Here is a 12,092-nt window from a genome sequence, read left to right on the forward strand (position 1 = left end):
GAGACGAACTCAAAACAGCGATCGCCAACTGCGATTTCCCTGGCCGGGAAGGATGAGAGGATCATGCCGGACAACATCGCCCTGTTTGCCACCATCATCCTGCTGCTGCCGATGTTCTATCTGCTGCTGGCCGCGCCTGCCTTCCTGCTGGTGCGGCTCGATATCGTGCCGGTAACGCGGCTGCTGCGCGGCATGTTCGATTCCTACTTCGTGGCGCTGGCGATCGCCGGCGGCATCGGCACTCTGGCTGTTCTGGCGGACGGCCGTCCCGTCTTGTCCTTCGGCTTGGCATCGGTCGCCGGCTTCGCGCTGCTCTCCCGGCGCTGGTTCCTGCAGCGGATGGACGCGCGCATCCGCGAGCGGGATTCCGGCGATGCGACGGCCGTGCGCCAGCTGCGCTGGCTGCACTGGGGTGGCATGCTGAGCAACGCCGTCCAGGTCGGTGGCGTGCTGGCCTGCATTCCGCAGATCGCTGCGGTGTCCTAGCCGTCGACTAACCGGGAAGTCTGATCCCCAGCGCCTTCAACGCCGCCAGCATGCGCTCCGGCGGCGCCATCTTCACCGCGAGCGGCTTGCCGGTTTCGAGCAGGCTCTTGAGGCTTGACAGGATCGCCGGCCAGCCCTGGCGTCCGCCGGACAGGATGTCATCGGAGAGCGGGCGCTCATGTGCTTCGGTCATGGTGAGACGCACGGCATCGCCGGCCTGCTCGATCTCATAGGTAACCAGCGTGCGGCCGAGCGCCTCGACGAGGCCGGGCCAGTTGACGTCCCAGGTGATGGTCAAGCGGAATGGGGGCTCGCAGACGATCACTCGCCCGTTGATGTGCTCGGAGCCGTCGGGCGTGCGCACGATGAAGGCGCCGCCCACCAGCAGCTCAGCCTCGACTGCGAAGCCAAAGAAATATTGCCGGCTGAATTCGTCTGAGGTGAGTGCCTGCCAGACCTTCTCCGGGCTGGCGGCGATGTAGATCGTGTAGGCGGTCGCCGGCTTGAACTTGGAAAGGTCGACCGTGCGTCCCGGTTCAGTCATCGCCTTCCTCCAATCGCTTTTTCAACTCGCCGAGCGCGACCAGCCTGGCGCGCTCGAACTTCCTGATCCAGCGCTGGCCGATCTGATGGATCGGCACCGGATTGAGGAAATGCAGCTTCTCGCGGCCATGTCTGATCGTCGTGACCAGGTTGGCCGCCTCCAGAATCGCAAGGTGCTTGGTCACGGCCTGCCGCGTCATCGCGAGGCCGTCGCTCAGCTCGGTCAGGGTCTGGCCGTTCCGCGCATGAAGCCGGTCGAGCAGCATGCGCCGCGATGCGTCCGCAAGGGCCCTGAAGACCTCGTCCATGGCGGACAAATTAGGCAACTAAACGGTTGCATGTCAAGCTGCCGAATCTCCGGTGGCAGCTGCTCCTGGATCTTGCGTCCCGTCACCCGTCCAGGGCGGCGAGCCGGGCGAGCGTCGCAGAGAGGGCGATGCGACCTTCAGGAAAATACCGGCAAAGAGCGTCCTCGTGCTTGTGCGGATAGCCGAGCAGATTGTTCAGGGATCCAATCATTGCCGCAAGCAGGCGGTCGGAGCGACAGGCGGGAGACGGCCATTCCTCGTAGATTGCTCTGACCTCGGAGCGATGCAGGCCGAACAGCGTATCGAACTCCCTCTCCGGAAAGAACGGTCCCTCGACGGTGGCGCCGAGCGCGCGATGCACGATCTGGAGATCTGCTGGCGAGAGGTTTCCTGGCAGGATGGACATGGCGGTCTGCCGCCTCGGCGTCGCATGGCGTGGCGATGTCCTTCTGGTGTATGACATGGTGTCTTCCTTCGCGAGTCTTAATCCATGTCCCTGCAAGTCTATCTCGCCTTCATCGCCGCCTGCGTCGCGCTCGCGCTGCTGCCCGGTCCTGTCGTGACTTTGCTGATCGCCAACGGGTTGCGCCATGGAACCCGCGCCGCGCTGATCAACATCGCCGGCGTCCAGACGGGCCTTGCGATCGCGATCGGCATTGTCGCGATGGGCCTGACGACCCTGATGGCCACGATGGGCTATTGGTTCGAATGGGTGCGCCTGATCGGCGCGGCCTATCTGGTGTGGCTCGGCATCCAGCTGATCCGCTTCCCGGTCGAAGGCATCGCCGAAGGCGAGGCGCCGCCGCCGCCGCCACGCGGCGGCTTCTTCCTGCAGGGGCTCGTGGTGCTGCTGTCGAACCCCAAGGTGATGGTGTTCTTCGGCGCCTTTCTGCCTCAGTTCATGGACATGAGCCGGGATCATGTGCCGCAGGTCGCGCTGCTCGGCGTCACCTTCATGGTCGTCGCCGGCCTGACCGACGCCGTCTATGCGCTGCTCGCCGGCCGCGCGCGGAAAATGTTCTCAGCCAGACGCACCCGCCTGGTGTCGCGCATCTCCGGCGGCTTCATGATCGGCGGCGGCCTGTGGCTGGCGCTGACGCGGGCGCGGTGAGAGCGCGTCGCTCGCGGCCTACAGGCTGATCGTGCCTTTCACCACCGGGGCGACGTCGCCGCCGATCCAGATGGTCCCGCCGTCCTGGGCGACGTGAACGCGGCCGGCGCGGCCGAGCGCGGCGCCCTGGGACGCGATGTAGTGCTTCGGAGCAATTCCGGCGCCGATCAGCCATTGCGCCAGACTTGCATTGAGGCTGCCCGTCACCGGGTCCTCGGCGCCGCTCCAGGTGAAAGCGCGGACCTCGTAATGCGCATCGCGCCCGTCCGTCGCGGGATCCCACGGCGCAACGACGCCGACCGGCTGCTGCGACAGTGCCAGCACGTTGAACTTGATGTTCAGCAGATCCTGGCGCGAGTCCATGAGCACGGCGATCCAGCCCGGGCCGTTATCGGCCCACTGCACGGCGCGCATCGCCTCAGCCTTGATGCCGAGCGCGGCTGCGATCTTGGCTGTCAGCTCCGCGTCGACGGCGCCTGTCCGTCGAAGCGGCGGAGCGGCGAAGGCGAGACGATCGCCGTCACGCTTGATGCGCACGAGGCCCGCGAAGCATTCCTGCACCACGTGCTCGCCCTTCGGCCGGCCCCCGAGCGCGAGCCAGGCATGGGCCGAGCCGAGCGTCGGATGACCGGCAAACGGCAGCTCGCGCTGCGGCGTGAAGATGCGCACGCGGTAATCAGCGCCTGGATCCTGGGCACGCGACAAGAAGGTCGTTTCGGACAGATTGGTCCAATTGGCGATCGTCTGCATCGCCGCATCGTCGAGGCCGTCGGCCTCGGCGATCACGGCAAGCGGGTTGCCCTTGAAGGCCACCTTGGAGAACACGTCGACTTGAAAGAACGGAAGTGTCGGCATTGCAGTGTTCTCCCCGATCACCTTGTCAGTCGCGCCAGAACGGCTTGTTGGCCTCTTCGTGGACCAGGGTCGGATCGAGGCCGCAGTCGCGCATCTGCTCGTTGTCGAGCAGCGCGAGCTCGGAGCGCCAGAACAGGCGCTGCAGCCAGAGATGGGGGACCTGGAGCAAATTGCTCTTTCCGTGAGCAACCTGCGGAGTTGCCCAACGCTGCGCCAGGGAATATGCCATGAGTCACCTATTGGTCTTCGATTGCGTTGTTCGACGAGCAATCGCGCAGTAGATATCTCGGTGCAATCGAAACATTGCTCTCGGTGCAATATAGCATGAATGCCTCGTATACGACCCTGGTGGACGACATCGCCGAGGACATCGCGCAAGGCCGGCTGAAGGCCGGCGACCGGCTGCCGCCGCAGCGCCAGTTCGCCTATGAGCGAGGAATTGCCGCATCCACGGCAGCCCGCGTCTATGCCGAATTATTGCGCAGGGGTCTCGTCGTGGGCGAGGTCGGCCGCGGCACCTTCGTCGCAGGCGAGCCGGTGCCCGTGCCACCGTCGTTGCGGCTCGAGGCGTTCGACGGCCGCATCGATCTCGAGTTCAATTTTCCGACGCTGCCCGATCAGGCGGCGTTGATCGCGAAGTCGCTGGCCGCCTGGCAGCGGCCGGAGAAGCTGGCGCCGGTGCTGGCGCCGATCACGCAGCGCCGGCTGGTCGAGGCCGGGCGTACCGCCGCAGCTTTTTTCGCGGGCGAACGCTGGCGCCCGCGCGCGGAGAACTTCGTGTTCGCCGGCAGCGGGCGGCAGTCGCTGGCGGCGGCGATCTCGGCGCTGGTGCCGGTCGGCGGCCGGCTCGGCGTCGAGGCCGTGACCTATCCGATGATCAAGGGCATCGCGGCGCGGCTCGGCGTCGCGCTCGTGCCGATCGCGATGGACGCCGAGGGCATCCGTCCGGATGCGCTGACGAAGGCGCATCGCACGAGCGCACTCAATGCAATCTATATTCAGCCAGTAATGCAGAACCCGCTCGGGCTCACCATGAGCGACGCGCGCCGCGAGGAGATCGTGCGGCTCGTCCGCAAGCACGACCTGATGATCATCGAGGACCTTGTCTACGGATTCCTGAGCGATCAGGTCTCGCTCGCTTCGCAGGCGGAGGAGCGCGTCATCATCGTCGACAGCCTCGCCAAGCGTCTCGCGCCGGGCATTGCGGTCGGCTTCCTCTACGTGCCCTCGCATCTGCGCGAGAAATTCGCCGCAACGGTGCGGACGGGCGCGTGGTCGGTGACCTCGCTTGCGCTGGCCGCGGGCATGGGACTGCTCGCGGACGGCACCGCGGCCGAGATCACCCGGCGCAAGCGTGCGGACGCGCTGGTCCGGCAGGCGATCGTCGCCGAGTGCCTGGCTGGGCATCGCATCGACGCCGATCCGCGCTCCTATCACGTCTGGCTGCATCTGCCCGAAGGCTGGCGCGCCGAGGCGCTGACGGCCGCCGCCGCACGTGCAGGCATCGCGATCACGCCGGCGAGCGCGTTCGCGGTGGCGCATGGCCACTCACCGAATGCTGTCAGGCTCGCGCTCGGCCTGCCGAGCCATGACGATCTGCGCACCGCCTTGTGGCGCCTCGCCGGCCTCCTGTCGCATCACGACGCTTCCGACATGACGGAGTGAGCACTGCTGCTCTCACTGATCGTCATTTCGGGGCAAGGCCGCAGGCCTTGAGCCCGGAATCTCGAGATTGTTGAGCGCCCGGAATGACGTCGGGCGGAGAATCTGGCGCTGAGGTTGTGCTCCAAACAGCGCTCTAGGCGAGCCCCTGGCCGCGCAACTCGCTCTCGATCTCGCCGAGGATGCGGATCAGCCGCTCCGCCCAGATCTGCTGGCCCTCGGGCTCGGCGATCTCGTTCTGCCGGATCTCGATGCCTGACGTGATCAGCCCGCGGCCCTCGCCATGCACGGGGATGGTGTAGTCGGTGTTGTCTCCGACCGCATAGGGCTGGTTGTCGCCGACCACGAGATCTGGCTCGGCGCGCAGTGCCTTCAACAGCAGCGGCGGCAGCACATTGTCATGCTGATACAGCGTGCCGATGTGCCAGGGCCTCGCAATGCCGGCGTAGACCGGCGTGAAGCTGTGCAATGCGACGAGGATCGTCGGCCGCCCCTTGGCCTTGCGCGCATCGAGCATGGCGGTGATGCGGTCGTGATAGGGATCGAAGATTGCGCGCCGCCGCAGCTCGGCGTCCTCGTGCGTCAGTCCCTCATTGCCGGGAATGGTCGTGCGCTCGCTGATCATCGGGATCGAGTTGGGCGCCTTCGGCGAGCGGTTGCAGTCGATCACAAGCCGTGAATAGCGCTGCGCCACCAGATGCGCATCGAGCGCACGCGACAGCTGCTCGGCGACGCCCGCGATGCCGATGTCCCAGGCGATGTGCCGCTCCAGCTCGCTCTCGGGAAGGCCGAGATCGCCGAGCGCGCGCGGCAGCAATCGGCCGTAATGATCGCAGGTGAACACAAGCGCCGAGGCGCCGTCCGCGTTCTGCTCAAAGACCGGCGGAACTTCGTCGCTTTGAAGGAGTCGTGTTGATGCGGTCGTGCTCGGTTGCGTCATGATCAGGTTCGTTGCTCATTCGGGCGCCACGACGAACGACGATTGAGCAGAGGTCAACCTGGATCGGATCGTCGAAAACCACGATGATGATTCGATGACGATGCCGGTCCCGGCGGTCGATCACAAGGCCTGATATTGCCAGGCCTGTGCACAGGCGGAAGAGGTGAATGATGGAGATCAAGGTCGGGTTCGAGATCGCCTATGCCGCGCCCGCGGCGACCCCGATGGTGATCATGCTGTCGATCCATCCCTCGCGCCGCCAGGACCTCATCGGCAACGAGACCATCGTGACCGAGCCGGTGGTGCCGATCAGCTTCTACCACGACAGCTTCGGCAACATTTGCGGCCGGCTGGTGGCCCCGAGCGGCGGCGTCACCTTTCATGGCAGCGCCATCGTGCGCGACAGCGGGTTGCCCGATGCTGTCGAGCCGAAGGCGCAACAATTGCCGATCGACCAGCTGCCAGACGATCTGCTGCTGTATCTGATGCCGAGCCGCTATTGCGAGACCGACAAGCTCACCGACGTCGCCTGGTCGCTGTTCGCCCAGGTGCCGGCGGGCTGGGCGCGGGTGCAGGCGATCTGCGATTTCGTCCACAAGCATGTCAGCTTCGGCTACGAGCACGCCCATCACATGAAGTCGGCGCACGACGTCTATCAGCAGCGCACCGGCGTCTGCCGCGACTTCGCGCATCTGGCGCTGACCCTGTGCCGCTGCATGGGCATCCCCGCGCGCTATTGCACCGGCTACATGGGCGATATCGGCATTCCGCCGGAGCCTTATCCGATGGATTTCTCCGGCTGGTTTCAGGCCTATCTCTCTGGCCAGTGGTTCACCTTCGATGCCCGCCACAACACCCCGCGTATCGGCCGCATCCTGATGGCCACGGGCCGCGATGCCGCCGACGTCGCGCTGTCGACCTCGTTCGGCCGGATGACGCTGACCAAATTCCACGTCGTCAGCGACGAGATCGTGCCGGCCCGCGGCGCGGCGTGAGCTGGCCTTGGCGCGCCGGTGCGGCTATGCAAGCGCCATGAGCTCCGATACGACCCCTGATCTATTGTTCGTCTACGGCACCCTGATGCGCGGCTTCGATCATCCGATGGCGCGGCTGCTGTCGGCCCATGCCGATTTCATCGCGGAAGCCAGTTGCTGCGGCCGGCTGTACCGCATCCAGCATTATCCGGGTCTCGTGCTCTCGGAGGATGCCGCAGATCAGGTCCAAGGCGAGCTGTTCCGGCTGCGCCAGCCGGAGCCGATGCTGCGCGAGTTCGACATGTACGAGGCCTGCGGCGAGGGCTTTGCGCAGCCGACGGAGTATCTGCGCCAGCGCCTCGACGTGACGCTCGCCGACGGCTCGGTTCGCGAGGCCTGGACCTATGTCTACAATTGGCCGGTCGACGAGGCCTCCCGCATCGCCTCGGGCCGCTTTTTGGCGCCTTAACGGTCGCCCGCGGCCTGTGAATAGCCCGGACAAGGCCGAGGAAGTTCACATTTCGTACACGGCTGCCTATATGCGTAAGTCCAGCAGAACAGGACCGCCACACCGCCCATGGCCCGCTTCACGCCCGAATTCCTCGACGAGCTGCGCGCCCGGCTTCCGGTGTCGGATGTCGTCGGCAAGCGCGTGAAGCTCAAGAAGGCGGGGCGCGAGTGGAAGGGGCTGTCGCCGTTCCAGCAGGAGAAGACGCCGTCCTTCTACGTCAACGACCAGAAGGGTTTCTATCACGACTTCTCCTCCGGCAAGCACGGCAACATCTTCGACTTCATCATGGAGACCGAGGGCTGCTCGTTCCCCGAGGCCGTGGAGCGGCTGGCAGGACTCGCCGGCCTGGCGCTGCCGGTGGCGACGCCGGATGCGGCGCGCGAGGCGCGGCAACGCAAGACGCTGTATGACGTGATGGAGCTGGCGGCGAAGTTCTTCGCCGACACGCTGGCCTCCAGGCACGGCGCAAGAGCCCGCGGCTATCTCGCCGATCGCGCGATCTTGCCGCAGACGCAGCTTCAGTTCCGGCTCGGCTACGCGCCGCCGGATCGCTTCGCGCTGAAGGAACATCTCGGCGCGCAGGGCGTGCCGGTCAACGACATGGTCGAGGCGGGGCTGCTCATTGGCGGCGAGGACATTCCCGTGCCGTACGACCGCTTCAAAGACCGCGTGATGTTCCCGATCACCGACCTCCGCGGCCGCGTCATCGCCTTCGGCGGCCGGGCGATGCAGAAGGACGTGCCGGCGAAATATTTGAACTCGCCGGAGACGCCGCTCTTCCACAAGGGCGACAATCTCTACAACCTGGCCAGCGCCCGCCAGGCTGCGCACAACGGCGCGCCGATGATCGTGGTCGAGGGCTATGTCGACGTCATCGCGCTGGTCGCGGCGGGCTTTGCCGGCGCGGTGGCGCCGCTCGGCACCGCGCTGACCGAGAGCCAGCTGTCCTTGATCTGGAAGATGGTCGACGAGCCGATCCTGTGCTTCGACGGCGACCGCGCCGGCCAGAAGGCGGCCCATCGCGCCGCCGATATCGCGCTGCCGCTGCTCAAGCCGGGCAAGAGCCTGCGCTTCGCGCTGCTGCCCGAGGGCCAGGACCCGGACGATCTCGTCCGCTCCGGCGGCCGCGGCGCGGTCGAGGAGGTGCTGAAAATCGCAAAGCCGCTCGCCGAGGTGATCTGGTCGCGCGAGATCGAGGGCGGCAGCTTCAACACTCCCGAGCGGCGCGCCGCGCTGGAGGCGCGCATCGGCCAGCTCACCGGCGCCATCGCCGACGAGGTGGTACGCCGTTATTACAAGCAGGACCTCAGCAACCGCCTTTACCAAGCCTTCGCCCCTGACGGCGGCCGCAGGTTCAGCCGCGGGTTCGGTGCCGAATCAGGACGCCGGATTGCCCCGCGCGGTCCCGGTTCCGGACAGCAGGGGCGGTTATCCACAGGGGGCGGCCGCCGCGGCGGTCCGCCATCCACAGGCCCGGCGATGGCCCGCGGCCCCTATATGGCGGCCAGCCCGCAGCTTGCCATGAGTCCGATCATGCGCGGCCAGCGCTCGGCGATCTCGCGCCGCGAGGCGCTGATCCTGCAATGCCTGATCAACCACCCCTGGCTGCTGCACGACCATCTCGAGGAGATCGCAGCGCTCGAGCTCGCCCACCCCGAGGCGCACAAGCTCCGCGCCGCCATCATCGCCGCCTTCGCCCACGACCACCACCATTCGCCGGATCCCAACGAGCAGGCCGAGAAGATGCGCGCGGACCTCGAAAAGGGCGGCTTTTCCGAGCTTCTTCAACGGGTTGAGCGGGCGATCACGACGCCTGCGGTGTGGGCCGCCAAGCCCGGCGCGGCGCGCGATGACGTTCTTGCGACATGGCACCAGCTCGTCGCCTTGCATCGGCAATGGCACTCCTTACTTAGGGAATTGAAGGATGCCGAGCTTGCGTTGGGAGAGGACCCGAGCGAGCCGAACATGGGCTGGTTGAGGGACGTGAAGGCCAGGATGGCCGAGATGGATGGCACCGAAGCGCTGATCGAAGGCTTCGGGGAACTGTCCGGACGTACCAACCGAAACGTGTAGATCTGCGGCCCGGCGCCCTGTCGTTGACGAGCACATTCCGGCCCGGCTGGTGTCAGCGGTCACGGGCCCGCGCGAAAAGACTCGCCAAATCCATGGTTTGGCTGCAAAAACAGGGTTAATCGAAGTTTAAGAGGTCCGGGGCATTTTCTGCAGCAGATGGGTTGGTTTCGCTGTCGGACACCCGCGCTCTTCCCGAGCGCCGGATTCGATTGCAAAACCGGTATCGCTTTTGCAAGAAACGCGCGCCGGTCCAAAACGGGACGACACCAGCGACAGATCTAGAGGGTGGCGACGTGAGATGTGCGCCGCCCTTTCCGCGTCGAGAACAGTTTGAGTAGAGCAGGCGGGCGCCGCGATGCCAAGGGCGAAGATGCCACGGGCGAAGCGGGCGCGTTTCGGGAGCAATGAATGGCCACGAAGGCAAAGACGCTGCAGGTGAAGGACAAGGAAAAGGACGACAAGGCCGCGGACGCTCCCGAAAAGGACGCCGCCGACGCGCCTTCGCCGTTGCTTGACCTGTCGGACGCCGCCGTCAAGAAGATGATCAAGCAGGCCAAGAAGCGCGGCTTCGTGACCTTTGATCAGCTCAACGAAGTGCTGCCTCCCGACACCACCTCGCCGGAGCAGATCGAAGACATCATGTCGATGCTGTCCGACATGGGCATCAACGTGACCGAGGCCGAGGAAACCGACGAGGCCGAGGACAAGGACGACGGCGACGACGAGACCGACAACGAACTCGTCGAGATCACGCAGAAGGCCGTCACCGAGGTCAAGAAGTCGGAGCCCGGCGAGCGCACCGACGATCCCGTGCGCATGTATCTGCGCGAGATGGGCACCGTCGAGCTGCTCTCGCGCGAGGGCGAGATCGCGATTGCCAAGCGCATCGAGGCCGGCCGCGAGGCGATGATCGCGGGCCTCTGCGAAAGCCCGCTGACTTTCCAGGCCATCATCATCTGGCGCGACGAGCTCAACGAAGGCAAGATCTTCCTTCGCGACATCATCGATCTCGAAGCCACCTATGCCGGCCCCGAGTCCAAGGGCGGCATGAACCCGCAGATCGCCGGGCCCGCTAACGGCGAGGCGGCCGCAGGCGAGGGCGGCGAGATCCAGGCGGCCGTGGCTGCGCCGCCGGCGGCGCCGCAGCAGGCGACGCCGTTCCGGGCCGCGCCGAACGGCGCGCCGGCCGAGGAGAAGGATCCCGGCGAGGCGGCGGCCGAAGCCGACATGGACGACGACGAGTTCGAGAACCAGATGTCGCTCGCCGCCATCGAGGCCGAGCTCAAGCCGAAGGTGGTCGAGACCTTCGACAAGATCGCGTCCGAGTACAAGAAGCTGCGCCGCCTGCAGGAGCAGGACATCGCCAACCAGCTGCAGAGCGAGTCGCTGTCGCCGTCGCAGGAGCGCAAGTACAAGAAGCTCAAGGACGAGATCATCGTCGAGGTGAAGTCGCTGCGCCTCAACCAGGCGCGTATCGACTCGCTCGTCGAGCAGCTCTACGACATCAACAAGAAGCTGGTCTCGTTCGAGAGCCGGCTGATGCGGCTTGCCGATTCCCACGGCGTCGCCCGCGAGGACTTCCTGCGCAACTACCAGGGCTCGGAGCTCGATCCGCGCTGGCTGAACCGTGTCTCGAAGCTGTCGGCCAAGGGCTGGAAGAACTTCGTCCATTACGAGAAGGACCGCATCAAGGACCTGCGCCAGGAGGTGCAGTCGCTGGCAGCCCTCACCGGTCTCGAGATCGGCGAGTTCCGCAAGATCGTGCACTCGGTGCAGAAGGGTGAGCGCGAGGCCCGTCAGGCCAAGAAGGAGATGGTGGAAGCCAACCTCCGTCTCGTGATCTCGATCGCCAAGAAGTACACCAACCGCGGCCTGCAGTTCCTCGACCTGATCCAGGAAGGCAACATCGGGCTCATGAAGGCGGTCGACAAGTTCGAGTACCGCCGCGGCTACAAGTTCTCGACCTACGCCACCTGGTGGATCCGGCAGGCGATCACCCGCAGCATTGCGGACCAAGCCCGCACCATCCGCATCCCCGTGCACATGATCGAGACGATCAACAAGATCGTCCGCACCTCGCGCCAGATGCTGAACGAGATCGGCCGCGAGCCGACGCCTGAGGAGCTCGCCGAAAAGCTCGGCATGCCGCTCGAGAAGGTGCGCAAGGTCCTCAAGATCGCCAAGGAGCCGCTCTCGCTCGAAACCCCCGTGGGCGACGAAGAGGACAGCCACCTCGGCGACTTCATCGAGGACAAGAACGCGATCCTCCCGATCGACGCCGCCATCCAGTCGAACCTGCGCGAGACCACCACCCGCGTGCTGGCCTCGCTCACCCCCCGCGAAGAACGCGTGCTGCGTATGCGCTTTGGCATCGGCATGAACACGGATCATACGCTGGAAGAAGTCGGCCAGCAGTTCTCGGTGACCAGAGAGCGTATCCGCCAGATCGAGGCAAAGGCGCTGCGCAAGCTGAAGCATCCGTCGCGGTCGCGGAAGCTACGGTCGTTCCTCGATAACTAATCGACGCATTAGCTGTCATTGCCGGGCTTGACCCGGCAATCCATCAGAACAACGCGGCGAACCGAAGGTTCGCCGTTTTTTTATGGCCAATGAACACTCGACAACTCTT

The 12,092-nt window shown here is 65.6% G+C and carries 13 protein-coding genes; 7 read left to right on the forward strand and 6 right to left on the reverse strand.

Features of this window, described 5'->3' with window-relative positions; all coding sequences use genetic code 11:
- Positions 1-63: 63 nt before the first annotated feature.
- On the forward strand, positions 64-486 hold the full coding sequence (locus tag BRADO_RS06280; protein WP_011924473.1) for a hypothetical protein: 423 nt from the start codon (positions 64-66) through the stop codon (positions 484-486).
- A 7-nt stretch (positions 487-493) separates the two neighbouring features.
- Here the strand turns inward: BRADO_RS06280 and BRADO_RS06285 are convergent, their stop codons facing one another.
- The 3 genes from BRADO_RS06285 to BRADO_RS06295 all read right to left on the reverse strand — a co-directional run bounded on the left by BRADO_RS06285 (position 494) and on the right by BRADO_RS06295 (position 1,743).
- Positions 494-1,030, reverse strand: coding sequence for an SRPBCC family protein (locus tag BRADO_RS06285; protein ID WP_011924474.1), 537 nt, complete (start codon positions 1,028-1,030; stop codon positions 494-496).
- Positions 1,023-1,337 (reverse strand): helix-turn-helix transcriptional regulator, encoded by a 315-nt coding sequence (locus BRADO_RS06290; RefSeq protein WP_011924475.1) that lies wholly within the window; start codon positions 1,335-1,337, stop codon positions 1,023-1,025. Before BRADO_RS06290 ends, BRADO_RS06285 begins: the two co-directional genes overlap by 8 nt.
- Before the next feature lie 82 nt (positions 1,338-1,419).
- Entirely contained in the window at positions 1,420-1,743 is a 324-nt protein-coding gene (locus tag BRADO_RS06295; RefSeq protein ID WP_011924476.1) for a hypothetical protein, read from the reverse strand.
- An 84-nt stretch (positions 1,744-1,827) separates the two neighbouring features.
- Between BRADO_RS06295 and BRADO_RS06300 the strand changes: the two genes are divergently transcribed.
- Positions 1,828-2,448, forward strand: a complete 621-nt coding sequence (locus BRADO_RS06300; protein WP_011924477.1) for a LysE family translocator — start codon at positions 1,828-1,830, stop codon at positions 2,446-2,448.
- Positions 2,449-2,466: 18 nt separating this feature from the next.
- Here BRADO_RS06300 and BRADO_RS06305 read toward each other — a convergent pair whose 3' ends face one another.
- Together BRADO_RS06305 and BRADO_RS35350 are read right to left on the reverse strand one after the other, a co-directional pair.
- A complete protein-coding gene (locus BRADO_RS06305; RefSeq protein WP_041756171.1) occupies positions 2,467-3,303 on the reverse strand; it encodes a PhzF family phenazine biosynthesis protein in 837 nt (278 codons plus the stop codon).
- Positions 3,304-3,328: 25 nt separating this feature from the next.
- Complete coding sequence (locus BRADO_RS35350; RefSeq protein WP_011924479.1) at positions 3,329-3,472, reverse strand: DUF1127 domain-containing protein; 144 nt, start codon at positions 3,470-3,472, stop codon at positions 3,329-3,331.
- A gap of 86 nt (positions 3,473-3,558) precedes the next feature.
- Between BRADO_RS35350 and BRADO_RS06315 the strand changes: the two genes are divergently transcribed.
- The gene (locus BRADO_RS06315) at positions 3,559-4,968 is read left to right on the forward strand and encodes a PLP-dependent aminotransferase family protein (protein WP_011924480.1); all 1,410 of its coding nucleotides are present in this window, start codon (positions 3,559-3,561) and stop codon (positions 4,966-4,968) included.
- A gap of 133 nt (positions 4,969-5,101) precedes the next feature.
- Here BRADO_RS06315 and BRADO_RS06320 read toward each other — a convergent pair whose 3' ends face one another.
- A complete protein-coding gene (locus BRADO_RS06320; protein WP_011924481.1) occupies positions 5,102-5,905 on the reverse strand; it encodes an N-formylglutamate amidohydrolase in 804 nt (267 codons plus the stop codon).
- 170 nt (positions 5,906-6,075) lie between these two features.
- Between BRADO_RS06320 and BRADO_RS06325 the strand changes: the two genes are divergently transcribed.
- The 4 genes from BRADO_RS06325 (at position 6,076) to rpoD (ending at position 11,983) form a co-directional block, all read left to right on the forward strand.
- On the forward strand, positions 6,076-6,900 hold the full coding sequence (locus tag BRADO_RS06325; protein WP_041757346.1) for a transglutaminase family protein: 825 nt from the start codon (positions 6,076-6,078) through the stop codon (positions 6,898-6,900).
- 37 nt (positions 6,901-6,937) lie between these two features.
- Positions 6,938-7,348 (forward strand): gamma-glutamylcyclotransferase, encoded by a 411-nt coding sequence (locus BRADO_RS06330; RefSeq protein WP_041757347.1) that lies wholly within the window; start codon positions 6,938-6,940, stop codon positions 7,346-7,348.
- Positions 7,349-7,456: 108 nt separating this feature from the next.
- Entirely contained in the window at positions 7,457-9,463 is a 2,007-nt protein-coding gene (gene dnaG / locus BRADO_RS06335) for a DNA primase (RefSeq protein WP_011924484.1), read from the forward strand.
- Between the two features lie 408 nt (positions 9,464-9,871).
- Positions 9,872-11,983, forward strand: a complete 2,112-nt coding sequence (gene rpoD, locus BRADO_RS06340; protein ID WP_011924485.1) for an RNA polymerase sigma factor RpoD — start codon at positions 9,872-9,874, stop codon at positions 11,981-11,983.
- Positions 11,984-12,092: the final 109 nt, after the last annotated feature.

The sequence above is a fragment of the Bradyrhizobium sp. ORS 278 genome, from assembly GCF_000026145.1.
Classification (GTDB): domain Bacteria; phylum Pseudomonadota; class Alphaproteobacteria; order Rhizobiales; family Xanthobacteraceae; genus Bradyrhizobium.

Bases quoted from the DNA above. Each gene is read 5' to 3' on its own strand.
- BRADO_RS06280 (WP_011924473.1), top strand. From the start codon at position 64: ATGCCGGACAACATCGCCCTGTTTGCCACCATCATCCTGCTGCTGCCG.
- BRADO_RS06285 (WP_011924474.1), bottom strand. From the start codon at position 1,030: ATGACTGAACCGGGACGCACGGTCGACCTTTCCAAGTTCAAGCCGGCG.
- BRADO_RS06290 (WP_011924475.1), bottom strand. From the start codon at position 1,337: ATGGACGAGGTCTTCAGGGCCCTTGCGGACGCATCGCGGCGCATGCTG.
- BRADO_RS06295 (WP_011924476.1), bottom strand. From the start codon at position 1,743: ATGTCCATCCTGCCAGGAAACCTCTCGCCAGCAGATCTCCAGATCGTG.
- BRADO_RS06300 (WP_011924477.1), top strand. From the start codon at position 1,828: ATGTCCCTGCAAGTCTATCTCGCCTTCATCGCCGCCTGCGTCGCGCTC.
- BRADO_RS06305 (WP_041756171.1), bottom strand. From the start codon at position 3,303: ATGCCGACACTTCCGTTCTTTCAAGTCGACGTGTTCTCCAAGGTGGCC.
- BRADO_RS06320 (WP_011924481.1), bottom strand. From the start codon at position 5,905: ATGACGCAACCGAGCACGACCGCATCAACACGACTCCTTCAAAGCGAC.
- BRADO_RS06325 (WP_041757346.1), top strand. From the start codon at position 6,076: ATGGAGATCAAGGTCGGGTTCGAGATCGCCTATGCCGCGCCCGCGGCG.
- BRADO_RS06330 (WP_041757347.1), top strand. From the start codon at position 6,938: ATGAGCTCCGATACGACCCCTGATCTATTGTTCGTCTACGGCACCCTG.
- dnaG (WP_011924484.1), top strand. From the start codon at position 7,457: ATGGCCCGCTTCACGCCCGAATTCCTCGACGAGCTGCGCGCCCGGCTT.
- rpoD (WP_011924485.1), top strand. From the start codon at position 9,872: ATGGCCACGAAGGCAAAGACGCTGCAGGTGAAGGACAAGGAAAAGGAC.